12 protein-coding genes are annotated in these 16328 nt (G+C 70.5%); 1 reads left to right on the forward strand and 11 read right to left on the reverse strand.

All coding sequences use genetic code 11. From position 1 onward, the window contains the following. Nucleotides 1-4: 4 nt before the first annotated feature. The 11 genes from WMF14_RS14375 to rpmH all read right to left on the reverse strand — a co-directional run bounded on the left by WMF14_RS14375 (nt 5) and on the right by rpmH (nt 14057). Nucleotides 5-3103, reverse strand: a complete 3099-nt coding sequence (locus WMF14_RS14375) for an FHA domain-containing protein (protein WP_437801505.1) — start codon at nt 3101-3103, stop codon at nt 5-7. Nucleotides 3104-3330: 227 nt separating this feature from the next. Further along, nucleotides 3331-3465: a hypothetical protein gene (locus WMF14_RS14380; protein WP_437329220.1), complete on the reverse strand. Its 135-nt coding sequence runs from the start codon at nt 3463-3465 to the stop codon at nt 3331-3333. Nucleotides 3466-3684: 219 nt separating this feature from the next. Then, entirely contained in the window at nt 3685-5811 is a 2127-nt protein-coding gene (locus WMF14_RS14385; protein WP_437801506.1) for a protein phosphatase 2C domain-containing protein, read from the reverse strand. A gap of 42 nt (nt 5812-5853) precedes the next feature. Next, nucleotides 5854-8001 carry an FHA domain-containing protein gene (locus WMF14_RS14390; RefSeq protein ID WP_437801507.1) on the reverse strand — a complete coding sequence of 716 codons (2148 nt, stop codon included), beginning with the start codon at nt 7999-8001 and terminating at the stop codon, nt 5854-5856. A gap of 228 nt (nt 8002-8229) precedes the next feature. Beyond that, nucleotides 8230-9405, reverse strand: a complete 1176-nt coding sequence (locus tag WMF14_RS14395; protein ID WP_272103396.1) for an FHA domain-containing protein — start codon at nt 9403-9405, stop codon at nt 8230-8232. A gap of 282 nt (nt 9406-9687) precedes the next feature. Continuing rightward, nucleotides 9688-10041 (reverse strand): 50S ribosomal protein L19, encoded by a 354-nt coding sequence (gene rplS, locus WMF14_RS14400; RefSeq protein ID WP_012235149.1) that lies wholly within the window; start codon nt 10039-10041, stop codon nt 9688-9690. A gap of 340 nt (nt 10042-10381) precedes the next feature. After that, nucleotides 10382-10939 carry a protein jag gene (locus tag WMF14_RS14405; RefSeq protein WP_272103397.1) on the reverse strand — a complete coding sequence of 186 codons (558 nt, stop codon included), beginning with the start codon at nt 10937-10939 and terminating at the stop codon, nt 10382-10384. After that, entirely contained in the window at nt 10932-12716 is a 1785-nt protein-coding gene (yidC, locus tag WMF14_RS14410; protein ID WP_437801508.1) for a membrane protein insertase YidC, read from the reverse strand. The genes WMF14_RS14405 and yidC overlap by 8 nt, the downstream gene beginning before the upstream one ends. 156 nt (nt 12717-12872) lie before the next feature. Then, entirely contained in the window at nt 12873-13256 is a 384-nt protein-coding gene (gene yidD, locus WMF14_RS14415; RefSeq protein ID WP_276598071.1) for a membrane protein insertion efficiency factor YidD, read from the reverse strand. A gap of 71 nt (nt 13257-13327) precedes the next feature. Beyond that, the gene (gene rnpA / locus WMF14_RS14420; protein WP_437801509.1) at nt 13328-13897 is read right to left on the reverse strand and encodes a ribonuclease P protein component; all 570 of its coding nucleotides are present in this window, start codon (nt 13895-13897) and stop codon (nt 13328-13330) included. A 10-nt stretch (nt 13898-13907) separates the two neighbouring features. Further along, nucleotides 13908-14057 carry a 50S ribosomal protein L34 gene (gene rpmH, locus WMF14_RS14425; protein ID WP_272103402.1) on the reverse strand — a complete coding sequence of 50 codons (150 nt, stop codon included), beginning with the start codon at nt 14055-14057 and terminating at the stop codon, nt 13908-13910. A gap of 380 nt (nt 14058-14437) precedes the next feature. Here rpmH and WMF14_RS14430 point away from each other — a divergent pair, with 380 nt between their 5' ends. After that, on the forward strand, nt 14438-16123 hold the full coding sequence (locus WMF14_RS14430) for an OmpA family protein (protein ID WP_437801510.1): 1686 nt from the start codon (nt 14438-14440) through the stop codon (nt 16121-16123). Nucleotides 16124-16328 lie beyond the last annotated feature (205 nt).

A 16328-nucleotide genomic window follows, 5' to 3' on the forward strand; every position in this document is an offset into this window, starting at 1 on the left:
GACGTCACACCGGGTCGCGCCGCTTCAGCACCGCGCAGAGCGTGACGAGGATGATCAACGTCATCCCGGCGAGCACCGCATAGGGCATCCAGGTCTGATCGTAGGTGGTGAAGCCCCACGCGCCCGCGTAGTTGTCGGCCGCCATCTGCGCGATGGCGCACTTGAACTTGCCGCCCTCGATGAAGTCCGCGGCGCTCGTGTCGGTGCGGTGCAGATCGATGACCCACGCCGGATCCTCCGCGGTCGCGAGCCGCTCCGGCGCGATCGCGCCCTCGAAGCCCCAGCGCGCCGGGATGATGTACATGAGCGGCCGGAGGTGCGGCACGGTCGTCATCGGCACCATGAGCCCGCCGAGCACGACCTGGGGGATGAGCGCGATCGGCGTGAGCGCCATCGCCGCCTCGGACGAGGCGACCACCGTGGAGAGCAGGAGCCCCATCGCGACGGCGCTGAGCGAGGTGGCGGTCAGCGCGGCGAGCTGCATGCCGAACGCCTGCATGCCGCCGTGGAAGCCGAGCGCGAAGAACACGATCGCCAGCAGGACGGTGCACTGGACGAGGCAGAAGCCGGCGAGCAGCAGGTACTTGGAGAGCACGTAGTTGACGAGCCCCAGGTTGACCATGCGCTCGCGGAGGTAGATGGCCCGCTCGCTGACGATCTCGCGCGCCGCGTTCGAGGTCCCGAACCAGACCGCGGCGACGACGAGGAAGAAGATCGCCGCGGTGTGGTCGGTGGTGACCTCCATGCCCTTGATGACGTCGGTGCTCTTGTCCGCGCCGCCCGCGCGGCGGCCGAGCTCCTGGAGCGCGCCGAGGCACCACGCCGGGATCGCCTTCTCCTGCCCGCCGAAGACGATCGCGAGCAGGATGCCGATGATCGGGGCCTGGAGGAGCATGATCAGGGTGCCGCCGATGTCGCGCTTCTTCACCTTGAAGTAGCGCGACAGGAGCAGGCCGAGCTGCCCCTTCGTTGTGGCGCGCCCGGCGGGGATGCCGCGCTGCCCCTGGCCGGTGCCGATCTCGCGCCGGCCGGAGTACATCCGGCGGTACGTCGGGTTGCCGTCGCTGAAGAACTCCTTGCGCCACTCGATGGCGGCCAGCTTCCTGGCCTCGCCGCGCGACGCGTTCGGGTTCCGCGCGCGGAGCTGATCGAAGATGGGCCGCTCCCGGAGCGCGAGCATCTCGAACATGTCGCGCGGGTTGTCGACGTCGTTCTGCTGGCCGTGCCGCTCCTTCCAGCTGCCGAAGAAGCGGTACGCGTCGGGCCGGGTCGGCCCGAAGAACATCGGGATGCCGCCGTAGCCCAGGATGAGCGCGTGGCTGAACTTCTCGAACTCGTCCTTCGCCGGCTGGTGGATCGTCATGATGATCGTCTTGCCGGTGGCCTTCGTGAGGTCATGCAGCAGGCTGATCAGCGCGGTCGTGTCGTCGGCGGCGAGGCCCGAGGTCGGCTCGTCGAGGAAGAGGATGACGGGATCGGTGACGAGCTCGAGCGCGATGTTGACGCGCTTGCGCTGCCCGCCCGAGAGGATCTTGTTCTCGGGCTTGCCGATCTGGAGGTTCTTGACGCCCTCGAGGCCGAGATCCTTGATCGTCTGCTCGACGCGCGCGTCGATCTCCGCCTCGGTGTAGTCGGGCGGGAGGCGGAACTTCGCGCTGTAGCGGACGGCCTCGAAGACGGTGAGCTCCGGGTGGACGAGATCGTCCTGCGGCACGTAGCCGATGGATCCGCGGAGCGTGTCGTAGATGTTGTAGAGGTCCTCGCCGTTGATGCGGACGACGCCGCTCGTCGGCGGCAGGTAGCCGTTCAGGGTGAGCAGGAGCGTCGTCTTGCCTGCGCCCGACGGCCCCATGAGCGCGATCATGTCGCCCGGCAGCGCCTTGAACGACACGTTGTCGAGGAGGGTCTTCTGCTCGTTCGGGTTGTCCCGATCGGGGACCTGGAGGGCGAGGCTCCACGCCTCGATCTCGTAGAGCGGGCGCCCTGCCCACCGATCGGCGGAGTACTCCTCCTGGACGACCTCGACGGCGCCCGCGCCCCCCATCTCGATCTGGAGGGGCATGGGCCCGATGTAGATCTTCTCGCCGCTCTGCACGGCGATCTTCTGGCCGGGCGCGATGCGGTTGCCGCGGACGTAGGTCCCGTTGGCGCTGCCGCGATCCTCGACGTAGAGCTGCCCGTTGATCGAGTGCAGGAGCGCGTGGTGGCTCGACACCTGGGGGTGGGCGAGCACGATGTCGTTGTCGGGGGTGCGGCCGATCTTCTTGACGTTCGATCCGCCGCCGGAGAAGTCGAGCTGGCCGAGGACCGTCTTGTTCTTCCTCCCGGGCGCGCCGGCGGCGGGCACCGAGGACGCCGCGTGCGCGGGCTGCTGCGGCGGCGCGTAACCGGCGACGCCGGGCGGCGCGTAACCCCCGGCGCCGGGCTGCTGCGGCGCGTAACCCCCGGCGCCGGGCTGCTGCGGCGGCGCGTAGCCGCCGGCGGCAGGCTGCGGCGGCAGGACGCTGGCTGCGGGCGGGGCGCCGGAGGCGGCCGGCAGCGCGGATTGCCGGGCGGCCTGGGCGAGCTGGACGAGCAGGCTGACCTGGACAGGGACGGGCCCGAAGGCGATGGCGCCTTGCGGATCGATGGGCGTCGGCGTGCCAGCGGCGATGCGCTGCGCGCCGACGTACGTGCCGCTCGTCGAGTTGTGGTCGATGACCATCATGCGATCGAGCGTGACGGTCGCGTGCTGGCTCGAGACGCTCGGGTGCTGGAGCACCAAGGAGGCGCGCCCGGGGTCTCGTCCGATCACGACCTGGCCGGGCGCGGGCGCGAGGTTCCCCGGCGACGCCAGCATCAGCGTGATGGCCGGGTGGTTCAGCGGGACCGGCGTCTGCGCGACCACGAACTGGGTGCGGAAGTCGAACGGCACCTGCTCCCCCGGCGAGAGGGGCCGCCCGTTCGCCGACGCCGGCCCTTGCCCGCAAGAGAAGAGCAGCTTGCCACCCCCCTGGTTGACGAGGCGCGCGTGCTCGGGCAGGACGCCGGGTGCGACGAGCACCACATCGCAGGTGGGGGCGCTGCCGATCGTGATGCTTTGTTTACCTAGCCCCGGGATCATGCGGGCCGCGTTTCACCACAGGCCGTCGGGGAGGGCAAGGGAAGAGGCGCGTGCCGTGCGCCGCCCGTCGCCACGCTGGCGCGGCGTCGCTCGCGGAAGCGGAAGCGGAGCGCTCGTCTGCGCGCGCGCTGCGACGGCCGCCGTTCGGCGGGAGACTCTCGCCCGCTGGACGAACGGAGCGTCAGCGCGGAGCGTCGTGACCTCCGGGAACCAGGTGGTTCAGCGGGTCACAGATCGAGCAGCATGAAGCCGGCGCGGGCCTCCTCGAGAGAGGGTGCAGGGGTCGACTCCGGCACGTCTTCCAGATCCTCAGGCGCGCCATCCATGTCGTCGCCGTCCTCGAGCTCTTGGTCGCCAGGCATGGAGGGACCTCCGGAAAGTTAGGCTAATCCGGAATCTGGTCCTTCTTCAATCGCATTCCGCGAGCGGGACCGTTGCGCGTCACGCATCTGTCGTCCGCGCGTCCGCGCGTCCGCGCGTCCGCGTTTATTTGCGCTGAGCTCGATCCGCGTCCTCGTGTCCGCCGCTGTTTCCGCTCATCCGTGCATGGCGGTGGGTGGGGCGGCCTTTCCGTTCCGCGCTCAGCTGCCGAGGAGCTTCCAGAGAAGGAAGACGAACAGCACGAGGAGCACGGCCACGGCCGAGGCGATGAGGGCGATGTAGACGCCACGCGGGGCGCGCACGGTGGTCGGCACGCTTGATGCCCCAGACGACGACACGGGTCCGGAGAAGCTCGGTGCTGGCGCGGGGCGCGGGCCGGTTGCGGCGTACGCGTGAGCATGCAACGGCGCGGGCGCGAGGTGCGGGGGCGGGGCGGCGGCGACAGGGGGACCGCCGGGCGCTGCGGGGTTGTGCCCCGGGAAGGCCACCGAAGGCGGCGGGACGTCCTGCTCGGTCGCTTGAAGAGGCGCACCATAGGCGGCTCCGACGTGAGTTGGAGCGCCGTATGCGGCGCCAGCAGGGGGCGGCGCACCGTAGGGGGCACCAGGAGGGTGCGGTGCGCCGTAGGGGGCGCCAGGAGGATGCGGTGCGCCGTAGGCGGCGCCAGGGTGGGGCGGAGCGCCGTAGGCGGCGCCTGGGTGAGGCGGCGCCCCGAACGAACCAGGCTGGGGTGGCGCGGCGCGGCCCATCGGAGCCGCCGCGGGAGCGCTCAGGGGGAGGGGAGACAGCACGGCGGGTGCGTCGGGCGCGTTCGGGTAAGCCACCGGGGGATGGGCCCCTGGCACGGTTGGAGGAAGCGCCAGCGCGGAGTCCATCGGTGTGGGCGTCATGGGCGACCCGCTGTCGGCGGCCGTGGGGCTCACGGCCGGCGCGATGGGGGCGGCGGCTGGCGCCACGGGAGGCAGCTCGTCGGTGGCCGTGGGGCTCACGGCCGGCGTGCTGTCGACGGTGGGACGAAGCGCCGGCGCGCCATGGGCAGCGGCGGCAGCGGCAGCGCGCGGTGCGACGGCCGGCACGTTGTCGGTGGCCGTCCGCGCGACGACCGGCACGTTGTCCGTGGCCGTCGGCGCGACGGCCGGCACGTCATCGGAGCCCGACGAGACCGAGGTCACCGCGTTGCTGGTGGACGCTGGACGCGGCCCGGGCGTGCCGATGGAACCCGCCGGGACCACGGTGATCGCGTTGTTGATGGATGCGGGGCGCGGCGTGTCCGAGGAGCCCGTAGGGACCACGGTGATCGCATTGTTGATGGACGCCGGGTACGGCGCCGGCGCCTTTCCCGCGGCCGCCGCGCCGCTCGCGGCCGCAGGGGCGCCATGGCCGTGGGGGAGCGGCGTGCTCGTGGCGTGCTGCTGGCCGAGCGCCGCCGCCTCGGGCCGGGTCATCGCGACGGTCTCCTGAGGGCGCGAAGCGCGCGCAGGGCCGGCGCCGTCGCCGGGGCCAGCCGCCCCCGGCGGCCCGTGCGCGATGGTCAGCGAGCGGCTGCCCGTCTCGAGCACCCGGACCATCTGCACGGTGATGTTGTCGTGACCGCCGCGGTGGTTCGCGAGCTGCACGAGCATCCTGCACGCGTGATCGACCGAGCCCGACGCGAGCGCCTGCCGCGTACACCCGAGGATGTCGCCGGCGAGCACGAGATCGGTGAGCCCGTCGCTCGACTGGATCAGCACGTCTCCCGGGTAGAGCTCCATCGGCTCGGGTCGAACCTCGACCTCCACCTCCGGCTTCATCCCGAGCGCGCGTGTGATCTTGTTCGCGTCGGGGTGGCCGATCGCCTGCGCCTCCGTGATCATGCCCGCGTCGATCATCCCCTGCACCATCGAGTGGTCGCGCGTGAGGGGGTAGATCTGGTGGCTCCGGATCACGTACGCGCGGCTGTCGCCGACGTGCGCGACATCGACGCCGCGATCGTGGAGGATCATCGCGACGACGGTCGAGCCGGGCCGGACGCGGTTCTCCGGCGGCCCGCCCAGCTGGTAGACGCGGCGCCCTGCTTCCTCGATCGCGGCCTTGAGCGCGCCGCTCGGGCCCACGGCGGCCGGCGTGTGCTCGATCATCTCGAAGATGGTCTTGATGGCGGTGCGGCTCGCCTCGCTGCCGCCATAGTGGCCGCCCATGCCGTCGCACAGGACGCACAGGTAACCGAACTGGGTCTCGGCGTAGCCGCAGGAATCCTCGTTGACCTGCTTGTTCGGGTCCCGACCCGCATCGCTGGCCTGGGCGAACTCGATCTTGAGGTGGGGAGAGGACTCGGTCGGGGGCATCATGGGTGGGCGTCGCTCGGGGCGCGAGAACGGGCCCCGGACACGCTACTCCAAACGGACGCTGAACTCGACGGGGCCGAACCGCAACGACGCGCCGGGCGGCACGAGCGTCCACACGGCCGCGGCGATTCGCTGGCCGTTCACGTAGGTCCCGTTGTTGGAGTTCTCGTCCCGCACGAACAGCTGGCCGGCCTCGAGCTTCACGCTCGCATGGGTGCCGGACACGCGCGGCTCCGACAGCGCGATCAGGCACGACGCGCCGTCGCGCCCCGCGCGCACCTCGGCGCCGGGGTGCACGGTGAAGATGCCCGCCGGGCCCGAGAGCGTCGCCCGGCTGACCCCGCCCATGGGGGGCCCCATCATCGGCCCGCCGCCGCCGTAGCCGCCGAAGTCGCCCGGGGGCGGCGGCGCGGGCGCGTAAGGCGGAGGCGGCCCGCTCCCCGCCACGATGGGCCTCGGGGGCGCGGCCGCCACGGTGCCGCCGCGCCGCTTCCCGCCGCCGCGGAAGATGGAGACGAGGAGCAGCACGATGACGACGCCGCCGAAGGTCACGCCCCCGATGAGCAAGTACGGCAGCGGCGCTTCCTTCGCCTTCAGCGTGAGGATCTTGTCGGCCGTGACCGCGCTCGTCCGCCGCGCCTGGTTGTCGTAGATGATGAGGCGCGCCGTCGTCTGGTCGCCCTTGCCCACGAGGAACTTGTCGGTGTCCGGGAGCTCGAACTCGACGACGCTGTCGCCGGCCGAGACCGCCTTGCCGCGCATCCCGCCCTCGATCAGCGTGCGCTGGGCCTTCTTCGCGTCCTCGATGTTCCCGCCCTGCAGCGACTGCGGCGCCGCCTGGTTCTTCGGAACCATGTAGATCTCTGCCCGCTGCGCGTTGCCACCCCAGCAGAAGTTGCCGAAGATCTTGACCGTGCCGCCGGGATAGATCGGCGTCTTCTTCGCCGCGCGGTCGGTCGCGTCGCGATCGATGTCGAGCGGCCACGCGGTCGGATCGATGCCCACGGGGACGTTCTGGAAGGTGGCGTCGCCCGCGATCGGCGGATCCGTGTTGATGAAGGCGAGCTTGAACGTCTGCGTGATGCTCGGCGCGACGCACGAGACCCGCCACTTCACGATGTGCATCTTGTTGAAGCGGGTGCGGATCGCGTTGACGATGTTGGCCGCGCGCCGCTGCTGGCCGTCGCGCACCACGCTGAAGAAGCCGCCGATCTCGGTGTTCGCCATGCCCTCCATGAACTCGCGGGCGTTCGCCGTGAACTCCTCGACGAGCTGGCTCGGGAACCAGATCGAGATGACGGGCACCGGCGTCTTCGGCAGGACGTCGTTGTTCTCGGGGAACCGCCCCTTCGTCAGGTAGTCGCGGAGGAGGTTCGACGCGGCGGCGGTCGAGCTGGGATCCGCGCCGGCGGAGCCGTTCGAGAGGACCACCATCGCCTGGTGCATCGGCACCTGGACGCCCTGACCTGCGTTGCCGAGCTCCTTGAACGCGTCGGTCGCGGCGTTCTTGATGATCGTGAAGAGCGGGCGCGTGCGGCCCTGCGTCGGGTAGGTGCGCGCGACGCCGGCGATCGCCTGCGCCGCCGCCTGCTTGTTGCTCACCCACTTCGAGTCCTCGACGATGCCGCGATCGTTGAAGAACATCACGTCGACGATGTCGTTCGGCTGCATCGCGTTGACGAACGCGCTCGCGACCGACTTCGCCTCGTCGAAGCGGGCACCCATGCTCGACGCGGCGTCGATCAGGATGAGCCACGCCGTCCCGACGCCCGGCTGACCGGCGCTGTCGCCCCACCGCGCCTTCGACTCGAACTTCGCCGGCAGATCCGTGCCGTCGACCGTGACGGAGAGGATCGCGTTCTTGTCCGGGAAGTCGAACGACGAGTAGAGCGCCGACGGCTGCTCGATCGCGTCGGCGACGCAGTCGAGGTTCGCGTTGCCCGTGAGCGCGGCGCAGTTGCGGGTGAGGTCGCTGAGGCGCTTGTTCTGCACGACCTCGAGCACGGTCGTGAGCACGGGCGAGCCGTCCACGGTGCTCGCGCGCGGGTCGATGCGGAGCAGGTGCGCTTCGGGCGCGGCCTCGGCGCGGCGCTGTCCGGCGAGGAGCACGAGGACAGCGGCCGCGAGCGCGAGGAGCTTCGCGCAGCGCAGGGCCTTGCCCTCGCGCCTGCCGCGACGGGCGGAGGCGCTCATGGAGTGGATCGGGCGAGTCGCGTCATGAGAGGGAGTCATGCGTGGGGATCTCCAGCGGGCGCGAGGGAGCCGAGGAGCGCTCCCTGCGCGAGCGGGGCGGCCGCCGCGCGCTGGCGGCGGCTATCCGGTTGGTTTTCACGCAGCCTGGCAGGGGCGCCAAGTGCCGGTCGAACGTCGCGGGGGAAGGGGGCCAGGCTCGGCAACGCCTCTCCTCGTGCGATGGGCCCGTCAGGCCCGCGCGGCCACGCTGAGCAGGATGACGCTGAACCCGCCGAAGCGGATCTTGTCGCCATCGCGCAGCTCGCGCCGGCCCTGGAAGCCGATCGCCTCCTCGTTGTGGAACGTCCCATTGGTGGAGCCGAGGTCGGCGAGGACGATCCGACCGCCGTCGACCTCGAGCATCGCGTGATGCGTCGAGGTCGTGCCGTGCGCTATCTCGATGTCGACCTTCTGCCCTGTCTCGGCGCGGCCGACGATGTTCTTGCCTTGCCAGAGCGGCCAGAACCTGCCGAGCGCGTCGTCCTGGAAGCTGACGAGGAAGCCGGCGAGGGCGCGGCGGCTCTCCTGCCCCACGGCCCTCGGCGGCGCCGGCGTCGGCGCGCGCACCGCGGGAGGAGGCGGGATGTACGCGGGCGGCGGGCCCGGCGGGGCGAGGTTCTGCTGTGGCTGCGGCGGCTCGCCGTAGGCTCCGCTGCCGCTCGCCTGCGGCATCGGCGGCGGCGCGGACGCCCCTTGCTGGTTGGGCGCATAGGCCGTCTGGTTGAAGGGATCGCCGCTCATCTGGATGCCGTCGAGGGCGATCGGGTGGCCTCCCTCCATGCAGAACGAGCCGCCCGCCGGGATCGCGTGCCCCTGCACGCAGCGCGCGCCCTGCGGCTGCGGAGGCGGACCGAACCCGGGCTGCGGGGGCGGGCCGAAGCCGGGCCGCGGGAGCGGAGGGCCGGGATAGCTGCCCTGCTGCTGCTCAGGGAAGCTCGGGGCCGAGCCATAGCCGCCGCCCGGTGCGCCGTAGATCGGCGGCTCCGGCGGGAACGGCGGCGGCTTCAGCGGAACAGGAGGGGGCGGCTGGGGCGCGCCGTAGCCACCCGGCTGCGGCCCGAAGGGCGGAGGCGGACCGAAGCCGGCCGGGCCGCCGTCGGGCGCCGGCGGGAACCCGGGAGGCGAGCCTGGAGGAGCCCCGAACGGCGCCGGCGGGGGCGGACCAAAACCGCCGCTCGGTGAGCCATAGTTCGGGGGAGGCTCGGGGGGCGCCCCGAAGCCCGGAGCAGGAAACGGCGGAGGAGGAGGCGGCGGCGGAGGCGGAGCCCCGAACGCTCCAGGCCCGGACGGGGCGAGCGGCGAGGCGCACACAGCGCAGAATTTATCGGCGGGGGTCGCGGGCGCACCGCAACGCGGACAGAGCATGGTGATCCTTCTCGGGTTTCGCGGCGCCGGGGGCACCGCCGCCGCGAGCATACCGTGGCCGCTCGGCCGAGGATCAAGGAAGAAGTATGCGGGAACCCTTGCTACAGGCCGGCAACGCGGTGCGTGCGCGCGCATGCACACGTCACCGTCCAGCGCGCAGCCGCTTCCGCGCTGCGCCATGGATGCTTGCGCGCGCGATCGAAGCAGGGAGCCGGCTGCCCCCCTGGCCATCTGCTCTGCGGGAGCGCTCTCGCGCGGGATGGATGGTGCCGGACGGCGGGATCAATCCTTTGCGTCGCGGACGCGGGCGGCCTTGCCTGCCAGGTTGCGCAGGTAGAAGAGCCGCGAGCGGCGGACCACGCCACGCGAGACGATCTCGACCTTGTCAATGCGGGGGCTGTGGAGGAGGAACATGCGCTCGACGCCGACCGTGAAGCTCACCTTGCGCACGGTGAAGGTGCTCCGGACCCCGGCGCGGTGGCGCTTCAGCACGACACCCTGGAACACCTGGATGCGCTCCTTCTCGCCCTCGACGATCCGGTAGTGGACGCGCACCGTATCGCCGACCCGGAAATCCGGGATCCCCTCGCGGAACAGGGGAGCTTCGATCTTCGCGAGGATGTTCGAGGTCTGCATGGTCGGTCAATCCTTCAAAGGGTCGGGGATCCGTCTTCGCGGTCCCGTGCCCGTGCTCAAGGGGGCAGGGCCGCCGCCGTTCGTGGACTGCGTCCGGCGGAGCGGGGGCCGCGCGCGGCCCTCGTGCTTCACGCGATGAACGCAGACGGAACCCGGTTGCGGTTCCGCAGAACATGGGCGCGAGCGCGTGCCCGCGCACCTCCCCGGGGGGTACCGGAGAGGTGCGGCATTATGCATGCGGGCGATCCGGTGTCAACGCTGGCAGCGGCGCAGTCGCTCTTGATGCGCGCTCCTGGTGCCCGTGCGCGCTGGGTGCGCGCTTCGTGCCGGGCCTTCTGCCTCAGCGGCGGACGGGGATGATTTGCACGCGGCGGGCCTCTCCCTCGCCGTCGCTCTTGGTGACGACGCCGGGAAACTTCGCCAGCGCGAGGTGGACGACGCGGCGGTCCTGCGGGTTCATCGGCTCGAAGGTGATGATCTTGCCCTCCTCGACCGCCTGCTTGCCCAGCCTGCGCGCCATGGAAGAGAGCGTGTCCTCGCGCCGCTGTCGGTAGCCCTCGGCGTCGATGATCACATGACGCCGCTTCTTGCCCGGCCGGTTGATCACGCGGTTGGCGAGGAACTGCAGCGCCGAGAGCGTCTGCCCCTTCTTGCCGATCACGCGGCCCGCGTCCTTCCCCTCGATCTCGAGCCGGATCTCCTCGGGCGGATCCTCCTCCTCGTTCTCGAGGAGGTCGACGGTGCAGTCCATGCCCATCGCCGCGAGCACATCGATCACGAAGTCAAGCGCGATATCGGCGCGCCCGTCCTCCTCGAACTCGGCCGCGTCGCCAGCGCCCTGCGCCTCGGCATCGACGTCCGCCGCGTCGATTCCCCTTTCGGCAACTTCACTATCCACGGACACGTGCTTTTCCCTTTCCGAGAGCAGGGGCCGACTTGTCGTCGTCGCCCGGAGTCTTCTTCATCGCGGATTGGGGCTCCGCGCTCGCGATCTCTCGCACCTTGATGCCGCCGGCTCGCTCGTTCTTCGCCTTCAGGTAGCGCTCGACGAGCACCTGCTGCCCGATGCCGAGCCAGGTGTTCGTCAACATGTAAACGCCGAGGCCGGCCGGGAGGAAGAGCATCATCGCGGTGAAGATGCCGGGCATCAGGTACATCATCATCTTCTGCTGCGCCGGGTCGCCCTGCGGGGGCATGAGCCTCTGCTGGATGAAGCTCGAGCCGCCGAGGACGATGGGAATGATGAAGTACTTCCCCGGGGCCGACAGGTCCGGAATCACAGGGCCGAACGGGGTGTGGTAGAGCTCCACCGCGGTCTGGAGCGCGGTGTAGAGGGCGAACCATACCGGCATCTGGAGCAGCATCGGGAAGCAGCCGATGACCGGGTTCGCGACCTTGTTCTTGCGCCAGAGCTCCTGCATCGCCACGCCGCGCTGGGCAGCGTCGTCCTTGTACCTCGCGTTGATCTCATCCATCTCCGGCTTGAGCTTGCGCATCGCCGCGGCGCTCTTGATCTGCTGGATGCTCAGCGGGAAGAGCAGGAGCCGGACGGTGATGGTGAGCAGGACGATCGCCCACCCCCAGCTGCCCACGGCGCGGTGGAGGACATAGAGGTACGAGACGAGGAGCTTCGCGATCGGCGAGAACCAGCCGAGGTTGATGACCTCGCTCGCCCCGTGGTCGACGGCGGCGAGCAGATCGCGCTCCTTCGGCCCGGTGAAGGACAGGAGCTTGTAGGTCACCGCGCCGCCGGGCGCGAGCTCCTGCTCCGGATAGGCGAGCCGCGCGCGATAGACGTGCCCGAAGTTCGGGTCCTTGCCTTTGTCCTGGAACTTCGTTGAATCCCAGATGTCTTCGATCTGCGTCTCGGCCGTGGGCTGCCCCGGCCCTTCCAGCGGGATCGCGATCTTGCTGAAGTAGCTGCTCGAGACCGCGGCGAACCGCGCGTTGCCCGGGGTGCGCCGCCAGCGCTCGGCGGTGAACTCCGGGTCCTTGAAGTCGCCGGGCTCGAAGGCGTCGGGGTGCTGACGCTCGGTCTTCTGGTCGGTCGCGGCGACCGTCTCGGTGATCCACTCCGAGATCAGGCCGAGGTGGCCCTCCGTCTCCTTCTGGGTTCGCCACGACGTCTGCTCGACGGAGAGCCGGTGCTTGCGCGGCTCCTGCGCGAGGTTCTCGATCGTCATCTGCACCGAGAGCTCGAAGGGACGTCCCGTGGCCGCGACGACCTTGGTGAGCCTCGTCGCGTCGTCGGCGTAGGTGAACGTGCAGCTCTTGCCGTCCTGCGCCGAGAGCTTCCAGTCGAGATCGTCGAACGGCACCTGCGGCGTGCTGCCACCAGGCAGGCGTAGATCCGTCCTGAGAGGCATCCGCGACTCGAGCGAGGTCGTGACCAGGTCCATCGGCCTGCGCTCGCCGTTCCCCGTCGTGTACTTCGGGTCCGTCATCCACAGGTGCCGGAGCGACCCGCCGTGCGTCGACAGCTCCGCCTTGAAGCGATCTCCGTCGATGACGCACGCCTCGGCGGGCGCGCGCTCGGCGGGGGCCGTGCTGTCGTTGACGTCGAGCGGCTGCAGCTGCGGCGCGCTATGGCCGAAGAGGAGCGGCTTGCCGAACTGGAAGAACAGGATGATGGCGAGGCCGAGGAACAGCCATTTGGCGATATTGCTGCGTTCCATGAAGTCCTTCGTCGATCCCAGGATCTCGAGCCGCGCCCTTCGCTGCGGGCGTCTCGTGACGCCTCACGAGGCTGCCCAGGGTCGCTCCGTGCGGGCTTCGCTCCGCGGTGTGTCGTGCGCCGTGCCGCAGGGGGCCTTGTCGATGGCCGAGCGGGATTAGTCCATGAGGGTGACCCGGCCGCTGAAGCCCGCTCGACAAGGGGATGAGGCGTGCGAGGCGAGCTCCGCGCCAGTAGACGAACAGCGTGTCGTATCCCGCGGGTCAGCGTCCCGTTGCCGCGGCATCCGGGCAGCCGCGGCACGGCGAAGACGAGGTGGCGGCGGAGGGTCGAACCCGCCTGGATGAAACGGGTGACACCTACACAGTCGCTTGAGCGAAAGCAAGCTCCCCCGGAGCGCCCCGTGGTCCACGATGCAGGCGGCGGCGTAGCGCGAGCAGGAGGGCTCGAACCGACAGACCGGGCCCATCAACGCCACGATGAGCCTGGAGAGCGTCATCTGGTAGGCGCGGATCAGCGCGAGGAGGAGCGTCGCCAGCATGCGGTGAGCCGTGAGAGAGCGATGAGCTTGGGGCCCAGCGCACCACGGCGCAAGGTATGCCCCGCCATCTTCTAGCTGTCGGTTGGGTCGGCCTGGTCGGTCTGGTCAGTCTGGTCTGGCGCGCGCGCTGGCGGATCGCCTGCGCTGCGCTCGGCCATGAGCTCCGTTCGCGCGCGCGGCGCGGCGGTGAGCGCCTCCCTCGCCCGGCGGCGGAGCACCGGAACCACGCCCCGAAGCTCCGCGAGGACGTCATCGAGGCCGAGCGAGCCGGCGCCAGTGCGGAGGATCACCACGATGTCGACGCGCTCCGGGAAGAGCTCCGGGAATCTCCGGAACGCCTCCCTGAGCAGGCGCTTCGCGCGATTGCGTGACACGGCGCCGCCCACCTTGCGCGAGGCGACGAGGCCCAGGCGAGACGGCCCCGATGGGACGGGCGCGGCTGCGCTCTTCACGTCGCCGCCGCGGGGGGCCCCGCCGCGAGCGGCGCCCTCGGTGGGGGCCGCGACGAGGATCAGCAGGTGACGGGTGCTGACGCGATGACCACCGTTCTGGATGCGGACGAATTCAGCCCGCCTGCGAATGCGGCGCTCGCGCGGGAACGAGGAGGAGGACGCCGAGGAGCGCGGGTGCGCTGGCGCCATCACCGCCGCGTTACTTCTTGTAGATGGTGGGCGAGAGCCGGGCGCGGCCCTTGCGGCGACGGTTGTTGATGACCTTGCGACCGCCGGCGGTCGCCATACGCGCACGGAAGCCGTGGGTCCGGGCGCGGCGGGTGTTATGGGGCTGGTAGGTGCGCTTCATGGCTGGTGGTCCCTCGGTCTGGACCGCGAACGGCGGCATCCTGGCCGCACGTCAAGCGGGCGCGCAAGAAAGCATGACGTTCGGCTCAGGTCAACACCGGATGACGTGGTGACGCGCGGTCACCGCGCCTTTACCGCGCCTTTACCGCGCCTTGTACGTACGCGCCTTGTACGCGCCTTGCCCGGGTTCGCCGTTCTCTCTCACCTTTCTAGACGCCTGGGTTAGCGTGTAGCCTCCGATCGACCGCGACGGCCGTTCGAAAGCGGGTCACAGGAGGGAATTTGACGCGCACCGGAGGACATGAGGGGGAAAAGCAGCACGCGCCCGCACGGGGCGTCAAGCGACGCGCGCTGGGGGCTGCTGCGGCGGGAGCCTTGTTCTTGAGCGCGCTCCCTGTGAGCGCGCAGACGAGAACGTTCTACCTGGACCGGCTCTACATGGCCGGCGCTCCCGACGACTCGATCGCGCTCTGGCGACCGCAGGTGGCGCCGGAGACGCGCTTCTTCGGGCAGTTCGGGCTCGGGCTCGGCCTCAATCCCTTCCGGGTCGAGAACATGCTGAACGACGAGCAGGCCGCGGGGCGGTTCAGCAGGGAACACGGCTCGCCGGTGTCCTCGCAGCTCATCGGCTACTTCAACGGGGGCGTCGAGCTCCTCGACCGCTTCTCGTTCCAGGTGGGGCTGCCGGTCATCGCCCTCCAGACGAGCAACCCGACGAACGACCCGAGCGTCGCCGGCGCAGAGGACGCGGCGAGCCCTTCGACCGCCGCGCTCATGGACATACGGCTCGACGGGCGGGCGATCCTGTACCGCACCGAGGATCGCTTCTTCAAGCTGGGCGCCAACGCGACGGCGTGGGTGCCGACCGGCAGCAAGCTCTCGTTCTCGGGCGACAACGCCGCGAGCGCGATGATCGGGCTCTCCGGCGAGATCGATCTCAAGTCGATGTTCTTCGTCCTGAACACCGGGGTGCACTTCCGTCCGTACTCATCGCTCAACGACTTCGCCGTGACGAACGAGTGGAGGTGGGGGATCGGCGGCTTCCTCCCGCTCCGGAACGGGACGCTGCGGCTCGGCGCGCAGATCTTCGGATCGACGGGCCTCGGCCGGGGCACGACGTTCACGGGCGACAACACGCCGCTGGAGTGGATGGCCGAGGGGCGGCTCGCGCTCGATCAGCGCAAGAAGGGGTGGCTCGGGGCCGGCGCCGGAACGCGGCTGTCGGGCGGCTACGCGCCGGATTTCCGGATGGTCGCGGCCATCGGCTACTCGTTCGGCATCTCGGACGTCGAGCCCGTGTCTCCCGGCAGGCGCTTCCAGGCGGTCCCGCCGCGCGCCGCGGATACGGACAAGGACGGGCTCCCGGACGACATCGATCTCTGCCCGACCGATCCCGAGGACGGCAAGCCGCCGAACCCCGACGACGGCTGCCCGGCGCTGCCCGATCGCGACGGCGACGGCATCCCCGACACGAGCGACAAGTGCCCGGATCAGCCCGAGGACTTCGACAAGATCAACGACGCCGACGGCTGCCCGGAGGACGACGCCGACGAGGACAGCATCCCGGACGCGAAGGACGCCTGCCCCAAGGAGCCGGGCCAGCCGAGCCCCGAGCCGACGAAGAACGGCTGCCCGCAGTTCATCCGTCGCATCACGGGGTCGAGCGAGATCCAGATCCTGAAGCAGGTGCAGTTCGCGACCGGCAGCGCGAGGATCCTGCCGAACAGCTACAGCATCCTCGACGAGGTCGTCCGGCTCCTCAAGGTGAACCCCGAGATCACGCTCGTCGCGATCGAGGGCCACACCGACAACCGGGGCTCGGACCAGCTCAACGAGAAGCTCTCGAACGATCGCGCTCACTCGGTGAGGACGTACCTGATCGAGCGGGGCGGCATCGATCCGGCGCGGCTCACGGCGGCGGGCTTTGGTCCGAAGCGGCCGATCGAGGACAACAGCACCGAGGCCGGGCGCCAGAAGAACCGGCGCGTCGAGTTCCACATCCGCGAGAGCAACACGGGTGGGAACAAGGCCGGCGGCGACAAGGGTGGCGGCACCGTCACGCCGTAGATGGCCCGCCCGGGCGGCGCGCGCGGGAGCCCTGCTGTGCGTGGCGCTCTCGTCGGCGTGCCGCCCTGAGCAGGGCACGCCCTACCGCTGCAGCTGCACCTTCGTGACGGACTTCGACGACGACTCGAGGCTCGACGTGGAGGTCTGCGCGCCGAGCGAGGGCCGCGCCGAAGGCGTCGGGCGTGGATGCGCGCAGACGCACGCG

Origin of the sequence: Sorangium sp. So ce693, assembly GCF_051521375.1 — a bacterium.
Taxonomy (GTDB): domain Bacteria; phylum Myxococcota_A; class Polyangia; order Polyangiales; family Polyangiaceae; genus Sorangium; species Sorangium atrum.

Coding starts and splice junctions, on each gene's coding strand:
- WMF14_RS14375 (WP_437801505.1), bottom strand. CDS start 3,103: ATGATCCCGGGGCTAGGTAAACAAAGCATCACGATCGGCAGCGCCCCC.
- WMF14_RS14380 (WP_437329220.1), bottom strand. CDS start 3,465: ATGCCTGGCGACCAAGAGCTCGAGGACGGCGACGACATGGATGGCGCG.
- WMF14_RS14385 (WP_437801506.1), bottom strand. CDS start 5,811: ATGATGCCCCCGACCGAGTCCTCTCCCCACCTCAAGATCGAGTTCGCC.
- WMF14_RS14390 (WP_437801507.1), bottom strand. CDS start 8,001: ATGAGCGCCTCCGCCCGTCGCGGCAGGCGCGAGGGCAAGGCCCTGCGC.
- WMF14_RS14395 (WP_272103396.1), bottom strand. CDS start 9,405: ATGCTCTGTCCGCGTTGCGGTGCGCCCGCGACCCCCGCCGATAAATTC.
- rplS (WP_012235149.1), bottom strand. CDS start 10,041: ATGCAGACCTCGAACATCCTCGCGAAGATCGAAGCTCCCCTGTTCCGC.
- yidC (WP_437801508.1), bottom strand. CDS start 12,716: ATGGAACGCAGCAATATCGCCAAATGGCTGTTCCTCGGCCTCGCCATC.
- yidD (WP_276598071.1), bottom strand. CDS start 13,256: ATGCTGGCGACGCTCCTCCTCGCGCTGATCCGCGCCTACCAGATGACG.
- rnpA (WP_437801509.1), bottom strand. CDS start 13,897: ATGGCGCCAGCGCACCCGCGCTCCTCGGCGTCCTCCTCCTCGTTCCCG.
- rpmH (WP_272103402.1), bottom strand. CDS start 14,057: ATGAAGCGCACCTACCAGCCCCATAACACCCGCCGCGCCCGGACCCAC.